Below are 17,305 nucleotides of genomic sequence, written 5' to 3'. Positions count from 1 at the left end.
AGCATGAAACTGGTACGCCATGGCGGCGCCGGGCAGGAACGGCCCGGCCTGATCGACGAGAACGGCACCTTGCGGGACCTGTCGGGCAAGGTGCCCGATATCGACGGCCGGGTGCTCGGGCCCGAGGCGCTTGCCGACATCGCGGCGCTCGATCCGGCCGCGCTGCCGCCGGTCGAGGGAACACCGCGCCTGGGGCCTTGCGTCGGCCGGGTGGGCAAGCTGATCGGGATCGGGCTGAACTATTCCGACCACGCGGCGGAATCCGGGCTGGACGTGCCCAGCGAGCCGATCGTCTTCCTCAAGGCCACCACCGCGATCTCGGGGCCGTATGACGATGTCGAACTGCCCCGGGGCGCCGACAAGGTCGACTGGGAGATAGAGCTGGCCTTCGTCATCGGCACCCGCGCCAAGAACGTGTCGGAGGCCGACGCCATGGCGCATGTCGCGGGCTACACCATCGTCAACGACGTCTCCGAACGGGCCTGGCAGGCCGAACGTCAGGGCCAGTGGACCAAGGGCAAGAGCCACGACACCTTCGCGCCGATGGGCCCGTGGCTGGTGACGGCGGACGAGATCGCCGACCCCCACGACCTCGGGATGCGGCTGGATGTCGATGGCGAGCGTCGGCAGGACGGCACGACCCGGACGCTGATCTTCGGCATCCCCCACCTCGTCAGCTATCTCAGCGCATTCATGACGCTCGAGCCCGGCGACGTAGTGACCACCGGCACCCCGCCGGGCGTGGGCTTGGGGATGCGCCCGCAGGTCTGGCTCAAGGACGGGCAGACCATGCGTCTCGAAATCGACGGCTTGGGCGTCCAGGAGCAGCGATGCGTGCGTCAGGCATGACCGACCGCACCGATACGGGCGACTTCGACTACATCGTCGTGGGCGCGGGCTCTGCCGGCTGCGTGCTGGCGAACCGTCTCAGCGCCGATCCCGCAACCCGTGTCCTGCTTCTCGAGGCCGGGGGCAGCGACAACCGCTTCTGGGTCCATGTCCCGATGGGCTATCTCCACGCCATGGGCAACCCGTCGATGGACTGGTGCTTCCGGACCGAGGCCGAAGAGGGGCTGGGCGGCCGGGCGCTGGACTATCCGCGCGGCAAGCTGCTGGGCGGCTGTTCCTCGATCAACGGCATGATCTACATGCGCGGACAAGCGCGGGACTATGACCAATGGCGTCAGATGGGCAACACCGGCTGGGGCTGGGACGACGTCCTGCCCTATTTCCGCAAATCCGAACATCATTTCGGGCCCGAGGATGCGGTCCACGGCACCGGCGGCGAGCTGAGGGTCGAACGCCAGCGCCTGAACTGGCCGATCCTCGACGACGTGGCGAAAGCGGCCGCCGAGATCGGCATCGACCCCACCGAGGATTTCAACGACGGCGACAACGAAGGCTCGGGCTATTTCCCGGTAACCCAGCGCCGCGGCATCCGCTGGAACGCGCGCAAGGCCTTCCTCGATCCCGCCCGCCGGCGCCCCAACCTGCAGGTGGTCACCGGCGCCCATGTGGAGCGGATCACGCTGGACGGCACGCGCGCCACCGGCATCGAGTATACCGTGGCCTCCGGGCGGCGCCGCGCCCGCGCGGGGCGCGAGGTTGTGCTGTCGGCCGGCGCCATAGGCACACCCCAGATCCTGGAACTGTCGGGGATCGGTGATCCGGCCCTGCTGGCCGATCGCGGGATCACCGTGCGCCACGCCCTGCCGGGCGTGGGCGAGAACCTGCAGGATCACCTGCAGCTCAGGACCGTATGGAAGATCACCGGCGGCAGGACGCTGAACGACCGGGCCGCCACGTTGTGGGGCAAAGCCTCGATCGGCCTCGAATACCTGCTGAAACGCTCCGGCCCGATGTCGATGGCGCCAAGCCAGCTCGGGATTTTCTGCCGCTCCTCCGACCGGCACGACAGCGCCAATATCGAGTTCCACGTCCAGCCCCTGTCGCTCGACCGGTTCGGCGCACCGCTGCACCGCTATCCGGGGATGACGGTGTCGGTCTGCAACCTGCGGCCCGAAAGCCGGGGCAGCGTGCATCTGCGGCCGGGCGATATCTCCGGCCCGCCCGAGATCCGGCCCCGGTATCTCTCGACCGACGCCGACCGGATCGTCGCGGTGGAAAGCCTGCGCACGGCACGGCGCCTGATGCAGACCGCCGGCATGGCCCGCTACAGCCCCGAAGAGGTCCTGCCGGGGCCATCCTGCGAAAGCGACGAGGCGCTGGTGGAGGCCGCCGGACAGGTGGGCACGACGATCTTCCACCCCGTCGGCACCGCGCGGATGGGCGACGGGCCGATGGCGGTGGTCGACGACCGCCTGCGCGTGCACGGGATATCGGGCCTGCGGGTGGCCGATGCCTCCATCATGCCGACCATCGTCTCCGGCAACACCCAGGCCCCCGTCACGATGATTGCCGAAAAGGCGGCAGCGATGATGCTGGAGCGATAGTCGCGGCGCAGCTCCCCCCGTCCCGGCCCCCGAGCCGGGACCTCGACACGCCACGTTCAGCCGCAGCCCTCCCCCGCAGGGCAAACCCGGCCCCACCCTCTCACTCCTCCTCGTCGGGATCCCCTTTGCCGACGCCGAGAAACACGAAACGTAACGGCAGCATCCACAGGAACCCTAGCACCACGAAGACCAGCAGTTCCACCAGCACCGGCATCCCCTCGTAGTGCGCCCGCAGCAAGTCGGTGAAGTTCACCGCCACCACGATATAGAGCGGCAGCCCGATCAGCAGCACCACCAGCGACCAGCGCCGCCTTGCCTTGTAGCTCAGCTTCGGCATCACCCGGCCCTCAATCCGCGAAAGGATCGGTCACGAGGATCGTGTCCTCCCGCTCGGGCGACGTGGACAACAGCGCCACCGGGCAATCGATCAGCTCCTCCACCCGGCGCACGTACTTGATGGCATTGGCCGGCAGGTCGGCCCAGCTCCGCGCCCCTTCGGTCGACTCGCTCCAGCCCGGCATCTCCTCGTAGACCGGCGTGCAGCGCGCCTGCGCATCCGCCGCGGTCGGCAGGTAATCCAGCCGCTGCCCGTCCAGCTCGTAGCCCACGCAGATATGCAGGGTCTCGAACCCGTCCAGCACGTCGAGCTTGGTCAGCGCAATGCCCTTCACGCCGGAGGTCGCACAGGTCTGCCGCACGAGGCAGGCGTCGAACCAGCCACAGCGCCGCTTACGGCCCGTGACGGTGCCGAATTCCCGGCCCCGCTCGCCCAGCCGCTGGCCGTTCTCGTCATCCAGCTCGGTGGGGAACGGCCCCTCGCCCACGCGGGTCGTGTAGGCCTTGACGATCCCCAGCACGTAATCGATCGAGCCCGGCCCGATGCCGGTGCCCGTGGCCGCCTGACCCGCGATCACGTTCGACGAGGTGACGAACGGGTAAGTCCCGAAATCAATGTCCAGCAGCGCCCCCTGCGCCCCCTCGAACAGGATCCGCCGGCCCGCCTTGCGCTTGTCGTTCATCACCTTCCAGACCGGCCCCGCATATTGCAGGATCTCCGGCGCGATCTCCCGTAGCTGCGCAATGAGCGCATCCCGGTCGATCTCGCCCAGCCCCAGCCCGCGCCGCAGCGCGTTGTGATGCACCAGCGCCCGGTCGACCCGCAATTCCAGCGTCGCATCGTCGCCCAGGTCGGCCACCCGGATCACCCGGCGCCCCACCTTGTCCTCGTAGGCCGGCCCGATGCCGCGCCCCGTGGTGCCGATCTTCGCCACCGAATTCTGCGATTCCCGCGCCCGGTCCAGCTCGCCATGGAACGGCAGGATGAGCGGCGTGTTCTCGGCGATCATCAGCGTCTCGGGCGTGATCTCCACCCCCTGCCCGCGGATCGTCTCGATCTCCTGCAAAAGATGCCAGGGATCGAGCACCACCCCGTTGCCGATCACCGACAGCTTGCCGCCCCGCACCACGCCCGAGGGCAGCGCGTTCAGCTTGTAGACCTTGCCGTCGATCACCAGCGTATGGCCGGCATTGTGCCCGCCCTGGAACCGCGCGATCACGTCCGCCCGCTCGCTCAGCCAGTCGACGATCTTGCCCTTGCCCTCGTCGCCCCACTGGGCGCCCACGACAACCACGTTGGCCATGTCAGTCCTCTCGGCACTAGAAAATCCCGCGCCCGTATAGCCCCGCCCGCGCGCCGTTGAAACCGCAAATTCGCGCCCGCGCCCGGCCCTCGGGGCTGGACAGGCGCGCCCCGTTGGGCGAAGGAAAGGGAAAACAAGGGGACGGGGGACACAACATGACCGGCTTCATCATGCGCCTGGTGGCGGCGTTCCTGCTGCTCGTGGCCACCTTCAACCCGACGGAGTGGAACTACGTCACCTGGGTGCGGGGCAATTTCTACGACCAGATGCCGCTCGCCGTGCTGCTGGGGCTGCTTCTGGCGGTGGGCTACATCATCTACCTGCGCGCCACCCTGCGCTCGATCGGGGCCTTCGGCATGTTCATGGTCATCGCCATCGTCGCGGCGGTGGTCTGGGTGCTCTACGATTACGGCCTCCTCACCCTCCGCGACACATCCCAGATCGTCTGGCTGGCGCTCATCGCGCTGGCCTTCGTCCTCGGCATCGGCCTGAGCTGGAGCCACGTCCGCCGCAGGCTTTCGGGCCAGGCCGACATGGACGACGTGGAGGAATGAGACGGCCTGACAGGGCCGGCAGGCGGTGCTAACCTGAAGCCATGCCGAACCCCGACCACGACTTCCAGAAATTCTACTACACCAAGGTCGGCCTCGGCGAAGGCTGCGGTTGTGCCGAGCGGGTGATCGACATGCACGAGGCCGACCGCAAATCCGCCGCGCCCCTCGCCCGCCCGCTCGCCCGCCGCCTGCCTTTCCAGACCCGCCTGCGCCACGCGCTCGCCGCCCTCGGTCTCACCCGCCGCCGCGGAACCCCCGCGAGACAGCCCGCAAGGGCTGGCGAGCGCCGCCGGACAATCCGCAACACCCCTCTCCCACCGGCCAATTGCCGGGTTGCAGCCCAGCCGCGAAACGCATAGATAGCGCCTGTTCCGAACCGCAAGGCAGTCCGCATGGAAAACGTCATCCTCCTCGTCCACCTGCTTCTGACGCTCACGCTGATCGTCGTGGTGCTTCTGCAGCGCTCCGAAGGGGGCGGCCTCGGCATGGGTGGCGGCGGCGGCAACGCGACGGCGGGCCGCTCGGCGGCCACGGCGCTCGGCAAGATGACATGGGTGCTGGGCATCGGCCTTTTCGCCACGTCCCTCGCGCTCACCATCATCGCGGCACAGACCTCCTCGGGCTCCTCCGTCCTCGACCGGATCACCGACAGACCGGCCGCACAGGAGGAAAGCGCGCCCGAGCTTCCCGCCACCGGCAACGATCTTCTTCCGCCTGCGGAAGGCGACGACGCCCCCCTGACGCCCACCGCCGACTGACCACTACCGATTGAGACAGGCCGGAATACCGCAACAGCATCTTGCGGTCAGCTTGCGCCATTGGCGTGAATGCTTTATGAGTTGAGTCCCGTGGTGCTGCGGCCGAATCGGCCGTGCGGGCCCGTTTGAACACGAGCAGAATCACGGGGGGTTCCGGCGCATGGCGCGGTATGTCTTCATCACAGGCGGCGTTGTATCTTCACTCGGCAAGGGCCTCGCCTCGGCCGCGCTCGGCGCGCTTCTCCAGGCCCGCGGCTTCTCGGTCCGCCTGCGCAAGCTCGACCCCTACCTGAACGTCGATCCCGGCACCATGTCGCCCTTCGAGCATGGCGAGGTCTTCGTCACCGATGACGGCGCCGAAACCGATCTCGACCTCGGCCATTACGAGCGCTTCACCGGCGTCCCGGCGCGGATGACCGATTCCGTCTCCTCCGGCCGCATCTATTCCGACGTGCTCGAAAAGGAACGCCGCGGCGATTACCTCGGCAAGACCATTCAGGTCGTCCCCCACGTCACCAACCAGATCAAGGAATTCATCGGCATCGGCGATGACGAGGTCGATTTCATGCTCTGCGAGATCGGCGGCACCGTGGGCGACATCGAGGGCCTGCCCTTCTTCGAGGCCATCCGCCAGTTCAGCCACGACCGCCCCCGCGGCCAGTGCATCTTCATGCACCTCACCCTCCTGCCCTACCTCGCCGCCTCCGGCGAGCTGAAGACCAAGCCGACCCAGCACTCCGTCAAGGAACTGCAATCCATCGGCATCGCCCCCGACATCCTCGTCTGCCGCTCCGAACAGCCGATCCCGGAAAAGGAACGCGAGAAGATCGCGCTCTTCTGCAACGTCCGCACCGAGTCGGTGATCGCGGCCTACGACCTCAACTCCATCTACGAGGCCCCGCTCGCCTATCACCGCGAAGGTCTCGACCAGGCGGTGCTCGACGCCTTCGCCATCTCTCCCGCGCCGAAACCCGACATGGCCAAGTGGCAGGATGTCGAGGACCGCATCCACCACACCGACGGCGAAGTGAAGATCGCCATCGTCGGCAAGTACACCCAGCTCGAAGACGCCTACAAGTCGATCAAGGAGGCGCTCACCCATGGCGGCATGGCCAACCGGGTGAAGGTCAGCGTCGAATGGGTCGATGCCGAGATCTTCGACACCGAGGATCCGGCCGTCCATCTCGAGGGCTTCCACGCCATCCTCGTGCCCGGCGGCTTCGGCGAACGCGGCACGGAAGGAAAAATCAAGGCCGCCCAGTTCGCCCGCGAACGCAAGATCCCCTATCTCGGCATCTGCCTCGGCATGCAGATGGCGGTGATCGAGGCCGCCCGCAACCTCGCCGGTCTCAAGGACGCAGGCTCCGAGGAGTTCGACCACGAAACCGGCCGCAAACGCTTCACCCCCGTCGTCTACCACCTAAAGGAATGGGTGCAGGGCAACGAGAAGGTCAAGCGCAAGGTCAGCGACGACAAGGGCGGCACCATGCGCCTCGGCGCCTATGACGCGATCCTCAAGGAAGGCTCCAAGGTGGCCCAGGTCTACGGCACCACCGCCATCGACGAACGCCACCGCCACCGCTACGAGGTCGACATCAAGTACCGCGAAAAGCTCGAGGAGTGCGGCCTCTGCTTCTCCGGCATGTCCCCCGACGGCCGCCTGCCGGAAATCGTCGAATGGTCCGATCACCCGTGGTTCATCGGCGTCCAGTTCCACCCCGAGCTGAAGTCGAAACCCTTCCAGCCCCACCCGCTCTTCGCCGATTTCGTCAAGGCCGCGGTGAACACCTCGCGGCTGGTCTGACGGGCCTTACCTCAGCCCGTCACCACCCCGCCGCATCATCACCCGCTGCAGCCGCTCCCCCAGCCCCGGCCCCAGCAGCTCCGCCAGGAACCCCTGCACCGCCCCCGGCCCCTGCAGGGGCCGCAGCGCGCCGATATCGGCCGTCTCCTCGGCCATCGCCGGATGCCGCTTGCCGCGCAGCGCCGTCTCGATGATCCCCTCGTCCAGGATCCACCGCCCCCGGCGCCCCGCCGCCCGGTCGGCCCGCTGGAAATCCAGCCACGCATCCAGCCGCCCCCGCGCCGGCAGCTTCTGCCCCTGCCGCGCCCGGTAGAAGCCGCTGTTCACCCGCAGGCAGATATTGTCCAGCACCCGCGCCGCCCCGCGAAACTCCTGCGGCACCTCGCGTTTCGACAGGTAGTTGAACCGCCCCGGATCGCCGTTGAAGAACACCACCAGCGCGCTCGACAGGTCCATCCCCTTCTGGGCCATCATCCAGCCCAACACCGGCTCGGGGTTCCGCGACCAGTCGAAGCTGCGCGCCATGCGTCGCAGCTCCTCCGCGGTCGCGGCCCGGGCCCGCTTCAGCTGTTCGTCCTTGTTACTCATCGACCAGTCACACTTGTCAAAAGGCGGCATCGGCAGCTCCGTCTTCGCGCGTTGCACCGCGCATCTTGATTGGCCCGAAACCTCGCCCCCGAAAGCGCAAATAGTTGGGAGCAATTGTGGCCCTCCTGCGACCTTTGGACCACGCCCGCGCCAAACCAGTCTCCGCCCGGATTGTCATTCGCCACCCACGGGATAAGAGTGCGGCAAAACACCCCGGTCCCGCGGGAGGGACAAAGGCCAGCACGCCGACGCGACACCGCCCCCCGACAGGGCGCCGCGCCCCGGCCCGCCACGGCCCGCGCCCCACCCCCCGCGCCCGGCACGGACGGAGCCCTCCGATGGAAGCCAAAGCCCTGCTAAACCGCTTGATTCACGCGTTTTCCGCGCCCAAACCCGACCCTCTCCCGGAGCCGGACGAGAAGCTTGCGCTCGGCGCCCTGATGGTCCGCGTCGCCATGTCCGACCACGATTACCGCGTCGACGAGATCAGCCGGATCGACCGGCTCCTCTCCCGCCTCTATGGCCTCAACCCGGTCGAGGCCGCCAAGATGCGCGCCACCTCCGAGAAGCTCGAGAAGCAGGCCCCGGAAACGGACCGTTTCGCCGACATCATCCGGGAAACAGTCAGTTTCGAGGCCCGCGTCGACGCGCTCGAAGTGCTGTGGGAAATCGTCCTCGCCGACGGCGACATCGACGAGGCCGAACTCAAGGTCATCAACGACGCCCGCGACGCGCTCGGCCTCTCCGAGGACGACAGCGCCCGCGCCCGCGAAACGGCCTTCCTCAGTTAGTGATTGGCGCGGGCGTCCCCCGCGCCTATATCTCCTCCCATGTTTGCTGATTTCCTGAACAAGCTCATCCAGCCAGAGCCCGAACAGCTCGACGATGCCGACGCGCGTCTCGCGCTCACCGCGCTCCTCGTGCGCATCGCCCGCTCCGACGGGTTCTACGACGCCGAAGAGGTCGCCCATATCGAGCGAATCGCCGCCCGGCGCTATGGCCTCGACCCCGCCGGCGCGCAGCAATTGCGCGCCGATGCCGAACAGCTCGAATCGGAGGCGCCCGACACCGTGCGCTTCACCCGCGCCATCAAGGATTCGGTGCCCTACGAACAGCGCACCGCCGTGATCGAGGCGCTGTGGCAAGTGGCGCTCGCCGACGGCGAACGCGACGCCGACGAAGACGCGCTCATCCGCATGGCCTCCAACTTCCTCGGCATCAGCGACCGCGACAGCGCTCTCGCCCGCCAGAAGGTCGCAAAGGGGTGAGCCTCGCCAGCCTGCCGATGTACGACCGGCCGGAAACCGCGGCCGCGAATGACAGGTACTGGCAGGCGATCCGCAACCGGCTCGGGGAAGGCCCCGACACCCTCACCCGCACCGGCGATCTGTGGGATCATTGGCTCGCCCCCGACCTTCTCCTCTCGCAGACCTGCGGCTACCCCTTTCGCGCCAGGCTCCACGGGCAGGTTACCCTCGTCGGCACCCCCGATTACGGCCTCCCCGGCTGCCCCCCCGGCCATTACTGCACCGTCTTCGTCGCCCGCACCGACGACCCCCGCGCCACCCCCGCCGATTTTGCCGAGGCCCCGTTCGCCTATAACGAACCCCTCTCCCAAAGCGGCTGGGCCGCCCCCCAGAACCACGCCGCATCCCAAGGCTTCACCTTCTCCAACACCATCCAGACCGGCGGCCACGCCCTCTCCGCCCGCGCCGTGGCCGAGGGAAAGGCCGACATCGCCGCGCTCGACGCCCTCACCTGGGCCCTCATCCAGCGCCACGACCCCTTCGCCACCACCCTGCGCGAGATCGCCCGCACCGAGCCCACGCCCGTGTTGCCCTACATCACCGCCCTCACCCGCGACCCCGAACCGCTCTTCGACGCCATTTCCGCCGCCATCGCCGACCTCTCCCCCGACGACCGCGCCACCCTCTCCCTCCGCGGCCTCGTCCGCATTCCCGCCGAGGCCTACCTCGCCATCCCCAACCCGCCGCCGCCGGCCTGACCCCTCCGCCCGCCAGAGGCGCCATAACGGCGTGACGAGACGTCAATTCGCCCATCCCGGCGGATATTGTTCCGTTTTGTGCGTTGCATTGCGCCGGATTTTCCGCCCTACTGCACGGCAGCCAAACCGTTGAAACCTTGAGGGGATGCTGCCCTTGGCCAAAGCCACGCCCGTCATCGAGATCCGCAACCTGCACAAGGCCTATGGCCCGCTCGAGGTGATCAAGGGCGTCGACATCACCGCCCACAAGGGCGACGTGGTCTCGCTGATCGGCTCCTCCGGTTCGGGCAAATCCACCATCCTGCGCTGCGCCAACCTTCTCGAGGACAGCCAGCAGGGCGACATCCTCTTCAAGGGCGAGCCCGTCACCTGGCGCGGCACCGGGCTGAACCGACACCCCGCCGACGCCAAACAGGTCCTCCGCATCCGCACCAACCTTTCGATGGTGTTCCAGCAGTTCAACCTCTGGGCCCACCTCACCATCCTGCAGAACGTGATGGAGGCACCGCTCACCGTGCTCGGCCGCGACCGCGCCGAGGTCGAAAAATCCGCCCGCGGCTATCTCGACAAGGTCGGCATCGGCGACAAGGCCGATGTCTACCCCGCCCAGCTCTCCGGCGGCCAGCAACAGCGCGCCGCCATCGCCCGCGCGCTCTGCATGGAGCCCGAGGCGCTGCTCTTCGACGAACCCACCTCCGCCCTCGACCCCGAGCTCGAACAGGAGGTGGTCCGCGTCATCAAGGACCTCGCTGCCGAAGGCCGCACCATGATGATCGTCACCCATGACATGAAAATGGCCGGCGACGTCTCCGACCACGTCATCTTCCTCCACCAGGGCCTGATCGAGGAGGAAGGCGCGCCGGACACGCTCTTCGGCCAACCGAAATCAGAGCGGCTGAGGCAGTTTCTCAGCTCCACCATGGCCGCCTGACCAACCACCAACCAAGGGAGAAACCAATGAAAACATTCATTCTTTCCGTCGCCGCGCTGGCCATCTCGGCCAGCCTGGCCATGGCCCAGGACGTCGTCCGCCTCGGCACCGAGGGCGCCTACCCCCCGTGGAACTTCCTCAACGACAGCGGTGAGGTCGACGGCTTCGAACGCGAGTTGGGCGACGAGCTCTGCAAGCGCGCCGAGCTCAACTGCGAATGGGTCACCAATGACTGGGATTCGATCATCCCCAACCTCGTCTCGGGCAATTACGACGTGATCATCGCCGGCATGTCCATCACCGACGAGCGTGACGAGGTGATCGACTTCACCCAGAACTACACCCCGCCGGATCCCTCCGCCTATCTCGCCATGTCCGAGGACGTGGATCTCGAGAACGCCGTGATCGCCGCCCAGACCGGCACGATCCAGGCGGCCTTCGTCGCCGACAAGGACTGGACGCTGGTGGAATTTGCCACGCCCGAGGAAACCATCGCCGCCGTCCGCAACGGCGAGGCCGACGCGGTGCTGGCCGACAAATCCTACCTCGCGCCCGTCGCGGCCGAGGAAGACGGGCTGATGCTGCTGTCGCAGGAAGAGGAAATCGGCGGCGGCGTCGGCCTCGGCGTCCGCGAAAGCGACACCGAGCTGAAAGAGACGCTCGACGCCGCGATCCAGTCGATGAAGGATGACGGCTCGCTCAACGAGCTGATCACCAAGTGGGAGGTCGCCACGACCTTCTGATCCGTCGGATCATTCCGGGGCGGGCCCGACCGGGCCCGCTCCAACGACCAACGGGCGCCAAGACCCGTGGACGGGGGACACCGCCATTTTCGCCTTCTGCACAGATCCCGAGACGCTCGGCAATTTCCAGTGGCTCGCCTGCTACATGACCACCGGCAAGCACATGTCGCTTTACGTGTCGGTCTTCGTGGTACTGGCACTGCTGGGCATCACCGCGCCGGCCGCTCTGGCCTTCGGCTTCGGCGGCGCCGTCGCCGCCCGCTCGCGCATCGCGCCGGTAAGCTGGCTGGGCAAGACCTATATCGCCCTCGTCCGCGGCGTGCCGGACATCGCCTTCTTCCTGTTCTTCGTCATCGCCCTCGACCAGTTCTTCGAATGGATCCGCCACCAGGTCAAATGCCCCGGCTGGGACGCGGCGATCCGCCAGGGCAACGATTTCATCGTCTGCCCCCCGGCCAAGCTGCCGCTGTCCACCTCGCCGCAATGGATTCATGAAACCTACGGCTTCTTCCTCGCCGTGCTCACCTTCGCCATCGTCTTCGGGGCGTTTTCGGCCAACGTCCTCTTCGGCGCCATGCGGGCCGTGCCCCGGGCGCAACTGGAAACCGCCGAGGCCTACGGCATGACCCGCCGCCAGACCTTCTGGCGCATCCTCGTCCCGCAGATGTGGGTCTACGCCCTGCCGGGGCTGTCGAACCTCTGGATGGTGCTGATCAAGGCCACCCCGCTCCTCTTCCTGCTGGGGGTCGAGGATATCGTCTACTGGGCCCGCGAACTCGGCGGCACCGCCAACCCCCGCTTCACCAGCTACCCGCATGGCGACTGGCGCATGTGGTACTTCCTCGCGCTGCTGGTCTTCTACCTCGGCTTCACCCGCGTCTCTGAAATCTTCCTCGAGAAACTGATGGTGAAACTCTCCCACGGCCAGGCCACCTCCGGCGGCGAAGCCCAGCGGAGGGCCGGCGCATGACCCGCACCCTCCCCCTCCCCGTCCCGGGCTTGACCCGGGACCTCGCCCCCCAAACACCCCCCGTCCCGCGCCCGACCCGGGACCTCGCCCCCCAATCCCTCCCCGTCCCGGCCTTGACCCGGGACCTCGCGCCACTCATGCTCCACACCACCCCCCCGGCGCCCGCCTTCCCAACGCAAACGCCTCCACGCCAACGGGCCCTCCTGCGGAGGACCCTTGCATGAGCTGCTGGCAGACCATCCAGGACTACGCCCTCCGCTCCGTCGGCATCGGCGAACGCCTCCTCCCGCGCGAGGGCTATACGCTCTGCGAACATTTCACCCTGATCGGCTCGGGCCTGATCTGGAACGTCTATTTCGGCACGCTGGCGCTGCTGGCGGGCTTCTTCCTCGCCACCGCCGTGGCGGTCGGCAAATCCTCCCGGAACCGGCTGATCCGCAAATCCTCGGAATGGTTCATCTTCATCTTCCGCGGCTCGCCCCTCTTCATCCAGTTCTTCTTCGCCTATTTCCTCTTCCTGTCGCTGAAGGGGGTCTCGCCCTGGTTCGACCCGTTCACCTCGGCCTGGCTCGGCGCGCTGATCGTGCTCTTCCTCAACACCGCCGCCTATTCGGGCGAGATATTCTACGGCGCCCTGCGCGCGATCCCCAAGGGCGATATCGAGGCCGCCGACGCCTACGGCTTCACCGGGCTTGCCCGCTTCCGCCGCATCGTCTGGCCCACCATGCTGCGCCTCGCCTGGCCCGCCTACACGAACGAGGCGATCTTCCTCTTCCACGCCACCACGCTAGTCTTCTTCTCGGCCTTCCCGGCCTGGGGCCAGCGCGGCGACGCGCTCTACTACGCCAAGTTCTTCGCCGACAAGACCTTCAACCCCTTCGTGCCCTACCCGATCCTCGCGGGCTATTTCATCCTGCTGACACTGGTGATCATCGGGCTCTTCGGCCTCGTCAACCGCCGCCTCAACCGCCACCTGCCCCAAGAGGCACGCCGCGGCCTGAAACTCCGCATGAACCTGATCCGGTAGCCTGCGAGCGGGCGCAGCCCCGAAAAACGTCAAGGCCCAGAACACCCAAGCTTCTTCTGGCCCAAAATATCCCCCGGAGGCATAAAATCTCTTAAACCCCACGCCCCTTCTCGAACGCGTCATAGGCCACTTCCCACCGCCGCGCCCGCAGCACCTTGCGGAAGGCATGTTCCAGCGCCGCCACCCCGTCATGCGGCACCCAGCGGCCATGCGCCAGGATCACCCGCCGCGGCCGCCACTTGATCATCACCTCCACATCATCCGCCAGCGCCGCCTTGTCCTCGCGCTTCAGCGCCCAGCGATAGCGCGGCCGCATATGCGCCGAACTGCTGTCGGTTCCCGACAGCCAGAAGACCGGCCGCAGGTAGGCCGGCATGTGCTGCGTCTCGATCGCCTCGATCAGGTCGGCCACGATCAGGCTGCGCGAGGCGCGGTGAAAGAAACACGCCTCCGTCAGCTTCCGCCCCGCCCGCACGGTGATCTGGTCGATCTCGTCGGCCCACGCCGCCTCGGCCCCACTGGCCTGCAACTCCCGCGCGCCCGCCACCCCCGCCTCCGGCGGCGCCCAGCACGTGGCCTCCGGATAGGCCTTCGTCCAGCCGTCCAGATGCGCCTCATGCGCATGGTTCGGCACCACCAGGTGCCCCACCGGCCCCAGCGCATCCACCTCCGCCCGCAGCCGCTTCGTCAGCGGCGTCGGCGAATGCACCCACAGCCTGCCATCCGTCAGCTTCACCACCGTGGCCCGCGTCGGATAGGGAATGCCCCCGCGCACATGCGCCGGCCCGTCGATCAGCCACAGCCCCTCGGCCACGGGTTTCAGCGTGTCGAGCGGCTCGTATCCGGTCGGGCGGTATGGGTTCATGTATCAGGAATCCGGGAATGACACGCGCGGACAGATCCGGCGCGGGGGATGGGCCAGGGCGGCAGGACATGGTGAAACGGGGAAGCGACCCTCGATCCGGCCGGTCTCGGCCAGGGCGGTCTCGGCGCAAAACAGGCGGGCGATGTTCATCGCGAACGGGGCGCGCATGGGGTCGTCAGGGTCTCCTCGCGGGCGACCCTATGGCGAAGCCGGGCCGCCCGCAAGGGCACATGTTCGGGCGGCGCGATACGCCTAGTCGGTGACCGTCACGCTGGTCATCACGTCCGGCTGGCCGATCACCGCGCCGTTCTGCCCCTCGCCGCGCTTGATGGCGTCGACCACGTCCATGCCGTCCGTCACCCGGCCGACAACCGTGTATTGCCCGTTCAGATGCGTCGCCGGGGCGAACATGATGAAGAACTGGCTGTTGCCGCTGTCGGGGTCCTGGCTGCGGGCCATGCCGACCACGCCGCGCTCGAAGGGCTCGTCGCTGAACTCGGCCTCGAGATCGGGCATGTCGCTGCCGCCCATCCCGGCCCGGCGCATGTCGCCGCCCTCGAGCTTGCCGAACTCCACGTCGCCGGTCTGCGCCATGAAACTGTCGATCACCCGGTGAAAGACGACACCGTCATAGGCACCCTGCTCGGCCAGTGTGGTGATCCGCTCCACATGCCCCGGCGCCACGTCCTCCAGCAGGTCGATGGTGATCGTGCCGTTGGCCTCTCCCGAAACCTCGATCTCCAGCCCCGTCGCCAGCGCGGGCGAGGCCAGAAGGCTGAACGCAATCGCAAGCTTACGCATCGGCGGCCACCTTCATGCTGATCATCCGGTCGGGGTTTTGCGGCGGCTCGCCGCGGGTGATGGCGTCGACATGCTCCATGCCGTCGATCACCCGGCCATAGACCGTGTACTGCCCGTTCAGGAAATGGTTGTCCTTGAAGTTGATGAAGAACTGGCTGTTGGCGCTGTCCGGGTTCTGGCTCCGCGCCGCGCCGATCGTGCCGCGGTCATGCGGGATGCGGCTGAACTCGGCCTTCAGGTTGGGCTTGTCGCTGCCCCCCGTTCCGGCCAGGCGCAGGTTGAAATCCTGCTCCATGTTGCCGTTCTTCACGTCGCCCGTCTGTGCCATGAACCCGTCGATCACCCGGTGAAAGGCCACGTTGTCATAGGCGCCGGCGCGGGCCAGCTCCTTCATCCGCTCGCAATGGCCGGGGGCGATGTCGGGCATGAGCTCGATCGTCACCGTGCCATCCTTCAGCTCGATCAGAATGGTGTTTTCCGGGTCGTTGATGTCGGCCATCGGGCCCTCCTGTCAATCTACGTGCCGGGAGTCCTAAGACCTATCCCCGCGAATGCCAAGCCGCCACCGCCCCGTTGCGCATGTTGGCGCTCCCCCCGCGCGGCAGAGGTTGACGCCCCAGCCGCAAGGCGCCAATAGGGGCGCGAGTTTCTTCCAACCGAAAGAGATGGCGGGCCATGAGCTGGAAATCCCTCGACGATATGGACCTCGACGGCAAGACGGTCCTGACCCGGGTCGACATCAACGTGCCGGTGGAAAACGGACAGGTCACCGACACCACGCGCATCGACCGGATCGTGCCCACCGTGCAGGCCATCCTCGACAAGGGCGGCAAGCCCATGCTGCTGGCGCATTTCGGCCGGCCCAAGGGCAAGGTGGTCGACAGCATGACCCTGCGCCAGCTCGTCCCGGCGCTGGAACACGCGCTCGGCCACTCGGTGCAGTTCATCGAAACCCTCGACGGGGCCGAAAACCTGACAGAGGAGGCCCGCGCCGCCGAGGTGCTGCTGCTGGAAAACATCCGCTTCAACCCCGGCGAAGAGGCCAATGACGAAGACTTCGCCCGCCGCATCGCCGCCCTCGGCGATGTCTACTGCAACGATGCCTTCTCCGCCGCCCACCGGGCGCATGCCTCGACCGAGGCGCTGGCCCGCCTCCTGCCCGCCTGCGCCGGCCGGCTGATGCAGTCGGAACTCGAGGCGCTGGAAAACGCCCTCGGCAATCCCCACCGCCCGCTGATGGCGGTCGTGGGCGGCGCCAAGGTCTCGACCAAGCTCGACCTCCTGTCCAACCTGATCGAAAAGGTCGACATCCTCGTCATCGGCGGCGCCATGGCCAACACCTTCCTCGCCGCGCAAGGCCTCGACGTGGGCCGCTCGCTCTGCGAGCACGACATGGCCGACACCGCCCGCGCCATCGCCCTGAAGGCCGCGACCACCGGCTGCGAGGTGATCCTGCCCCGCGACGTGGTGGTGGCCGAAGACCTTCGCGAAGGCGCCCCCTTCGAGATCGTCCGCACCGAGGACTGCCCCGAGGAGGCCATGATCCTCGACGCCGGCCCCGACAGCGTGTTCCACATCACGCAGGCCATGGACCGCGCGGCGACCCTCATCTGGAACGGGCCGCTCGGTGCGTTCGAAACACCCCCCTTCGACGGCGCCACCAACGCCGCGGCGGCCCACGCGGCGGGGCTCTGCCACTCCGGCAAGCTCATCGCGGTCGCCGGCGGCGGCGACACCGTCGCGGCGCTCAACCAGGCCGACGCGGCGGATTACTTCAGCTACATCTCCACCGCCGGCGGCGCCTTCCTCGAATGGATGGAAGGCAAGACCCTCCCCGGCGTCGCCGCGCTGGAAGGCTGACCCCCCGTCCCGGCCCCCGAGCCGGGACCTCCCACTGCAGTCCCGTAGCAACTGTCTTTCTCATCCCGCCGCAGCCTGCCGCCGGGCGTGTATCACTCCGCAAACCCCGTGCAGTCCAACCCGTCCCGGCCCCCGAGCCGGGACCTCGCGCCGCCAGAGGCCCCGGGTCAGGCCCGGGGCGGGTCCCCACCTTCTCCCCCCTCGGCCAGTCCTGCTGAGAGAAATCGCCCGCCCGCCCGCCTCCGCGCCAATTCCCGCGCACGCTCGCCGCCCTACCGCCCTGTTAGCGCCACCATAATTGCAACG

General features: G+C 67.6%; 20 protein-coding genes. 14 read left to right on the top strand and 6 right to left on the bottom strand.

Annotated features, from left to right (window positions below; all coding sequences use genetic code 11):
• The first annotated feature begins 3 nt into the window (after positions 1–3).
• Positions 4–849: a fumarylacetoacetate hydrolase family protein gene (locus RLN94_RS16975; RefSeq protein ID WP_350080986.1), complete on the top strand. Its 846-nt coding sequence runs from the start codon at positions 4–6 to the stop codon at positions 847–849.
• The gene (locus RLN94_RS16970) at positions 831–2,453 is read left to right on the top strand and encodes a GMC family oxidoreductase (RefSeq protein ID WP_350080988.1); all 1,623 of its coding nucleotides are present in this window, start codon (positions 831–833) and stop codon (positions 2,451–2,453) included. Before RLN94_RS16975 ends, RLN94_RS16970 begins: the two co-directional genes overlap by 19 nt.
• 100 nt (positions 2,454–2,553) lie before the next feature.
• Here the strand turns inward: RLN94_RS16970 and RLN94_RS16965 are convergent, their stop codons facing one another.
• Both RLN94_RS16965 and RLN94_RS16960 read right to left on the bottom strand, forming a co-directional pair.
• Positions 2,554–2,790 carry a DUF2842 domain-containing protein gene (locus RLN94_RS16965; RefSeq protein WP_350080990.1) on the bottom strand — a complete coding sequence of 79 codons (237 nt, stop codon included), beginning with the start codon at positions 2,788–2,790 and terminating at the stop codon, positions 2,554–2,556.
• 10 nt (positions 2,791–2,800) lie between these two features.
• Positions 2,801–4,093 (bottom strand): adenylosuccinate synthase, encoded by a 1,293-nt coding sequence (locus RLN94_RS16960; protein ID WP_300894049.1) that lies wholly within the window; start codon positions 4,091–4,093, stop codon positions 2,801–2,803.
• 155 nt (positions 4,094–4,248) lie between these two features.
• Here RLN94_RS16960 and RLN94_RS16955 point away from each other — a divergent pair, with 155 nt between their 5' ends.
• The 4 genes from RLN94_RS16955 to pyrG all read left to right on the top strand — a co-directional run bounded on the left by RLN94_RS16955 (position 4,249) and on the right by pyrG (position 7,209).
• Positions 4,249–4,647 carry a DUF6524 family protein gene (locus tag RLN94_RS16955; protein WP_350080993.1) on the top strand — a complete coding sequence of 133 codons (399 nt, stop codon included), beginning with the start codon at positions 4,249–4,251 and terminating at the stop codon, positions 4,645–4,647.
• Between the two features lie 41 nt (positions 4,648–4,688).
• Positions 4,689–5,006, top strand: coding sequence for a hypothetical protein (locus RLN94_RS16950; protein WP_350169302.1), 318 nt, complete (start codon positions 4,689–4,691; stop codon positions 5,004–5,006).
• A 33-nt stretch (positions 5,007–5,039) separates the two neighbouring features.
• Positions 5,040–5,405, top strand: a complete 366-nt coding sequence (gene secG / locus RLN94_RS16945) for a preprotein translocase subunit SecG (protein WP_350080997.1) — start codon at positions 5,040–5,042, stop codon at positions 5,403–5,405.
• A 160-nt stretch (positions 5,406–5,565) separates the two neighbouring features.
• A complete protein-coding gene (gene pyrG, locus RLN94_RS16940; protein ID WP_350080999.1) occupies positions 5,566–7,209 on the top strand; it encodes a CTP synthase in 1,644 nt (547 codons plus the stop codon).
• A 6-nt stretch (positions 7,210–7,215) separates the two neighbouring features.
• Here the strand turns inward: pyrG and RLN94_RS16935 are convergent, their stop codons facing one another.
• On the bottom strand, positions 7,216–7,797 hold the full coding sequence (locus RLN94_RS16935; protein ID WP_350081001.1) for a hypothetical protein: 582 nt from the start codon (positions 7,795–7,797) through the stop codon (positions 7,216–7,218).
• Positions 7,798–8,135: 338 nt separating this feature from the next.
• Between RLN94_RS16935 and RLN94_RS16930 the strand changes: the two genes are divergently transcribed.
• The 7 genes from RLN94_RS16930 (at position 8,136) to RLN94_RS16900 (ending at position 13,473) form a co-directional block, all read left to right on the top strand.
• A complete protein-coding gene (locus RLN94_RS16930) occupies positions 8,136–8,588 on the top strand; it encodes a tellurite resistance TerB family protein (protein WP_350081003.1) in 453 nt (150 codons plus the stop codon).
• Positions 8,589–8,627: 39 nt separating this feature from the next.
• On the top strand, positions 8,628–9,065 hold the full coding sequence (locus RLN94_RS16925; RefSeq protein ID WP_350081005.1) for a tellurite resistance TerB family protein: 438 nt from the start codon (positions 8,628–8,630) through the stop codon (positions 9,063–9,065).
• A gap of 17 nt (positions 9,066–9,082) precedes the next feature.
• Complete coding sequence (locus RLN94_RS16920; protein WP_350081083.1) at positions 9,083–9,802, top strand: phosphate/phosphite/phosphonate ABC transporter substrate-binding protein; 720 nt, start codon at positions 9,083–9,085, stop codon at positions 9,800–9,802.
• Positions 9,803–9,956: 154 nt separating this feature from the next.
• Positions 9,957–10,733, top strand: a complete 777-nt coding sequence (locus tag RLN94_RS16915) for an ABC transporter ATP-binding protein (protein WP_350081007.1) — start codon at positions 9,957–9,959, stop codon at positions 10,731–10,733.
• Positions 10,734–10,759: 26 nt separating this feature from the next.
• The gene (locus RLN94_RS16910) at positions 10,760–11,476 is read left to right on the top strand and encodes a transporter substrate-binding domain-containing protein (RefSeq protein ID WP_350081009.1); all 717 of its coding nucleotides are present in this window, start codon (positions 10,760–10,762) and stop codon (positions 11,474–11,476) included.
• Positions 11,477–11,561: 85 nt separating this feature from the next.
• Entirely contained in the window at positions 11,562–12,446 is an 885-nt protein-coding gene (locus RLN94_RS16905; RefSeq protein WP_350081085.1) for an ABC transporter permease, read from the top strand.
• A gap of 220 nt (positions 12,447–12,666) precedes the next feature.
• Positions 12,667–13,473, top strand: a complete 807-nt coding sequence (locus RLN94_RS16900) for an ABC transporter permease (protein ID WP_350081011.1) — start codon at positions 12,667–12,669, stop codon at positions 13,471–13,473.
• A 91-nt stretch (positions 13,474–13,564) separates the two neighbouring features.
• On the opposite strand, the gene RLN94_RS16895 is transcribed toward RLN94_RS16900, so the two are convergent.
• The 3 genes from RLN94_RS16895 to RLN94_RS16885 form a co-directional block, all read right to left on the bottom strand.
• Positions 13,565–14,338 (bottom strand): DUF4336 domain-containing protein, encoded by a 774-nt coding sequence (locus RLN94_RS16895; protein ID WP_350081013.1) that lies wholly within the window; start codon positions 14,336–14,338, stop codon positions 13,565–13,567.
• 252 nt (positions 14,339–14,590) lie between these two features.
• The gene (locus RLN94_RS16890) at positions 14,591–15,139 is read right to left on the bottom strand and encodes a peptidylprolyl isomerase (protein WP_350081015.1); all 549 of its coding nucleotides are present in this window, start codon (positions 15,137–15,139) and stop codon (positions 14,591–14,593) included.
• On the bottom strand, positions 15,132–15,638 hold the full coding sequence (locus RLN94_RS16885) for a peptidylprolyl isomerase (protein WP_350081017.1): 507 nt from the start codon (positions 15,636–15,638) through the stop codon (positions 15,132–15,134). Before RLN94_RS16885 ends, RLN94_RS16890 begins: the two co-directional genes overlap by 8 nt.
• A 176-nt stretch (positions 15,639–15,814) precedes the next feature.
• Between RLN94_RS16885 and RLN94_RS16880 the strand changes: the two genes are divergently transcribed.
• Positions 15,815–16,999 (top strand): phosphoglycerate kinase, encoded by a 1,185-nt coding sequence (locus RLN94_RS16880; RefSeq protein ID WP_350081019.1) that lies wholly within the window; start codon positions 15,815–15,817, stop codon positions 16,997–16,999.
• Positions 17,000–17,305: the final 306 nt, after the last annotated feature.

The sequence above is a fragment of the Roseovarius sp. genome, assembly GCF_040223625.1.
Taxonomy (GTDB): domain Bacteria; phylum Pseudomonadota; class Alphaproteobacteria; order Rhodobacterales; family Rhodobacteraceae; genus Roseovarius.
Note: the sequence above shows the minus strand (reverse complement) of the source record. Positions and strands in the feature narration are given on the sequence as shown.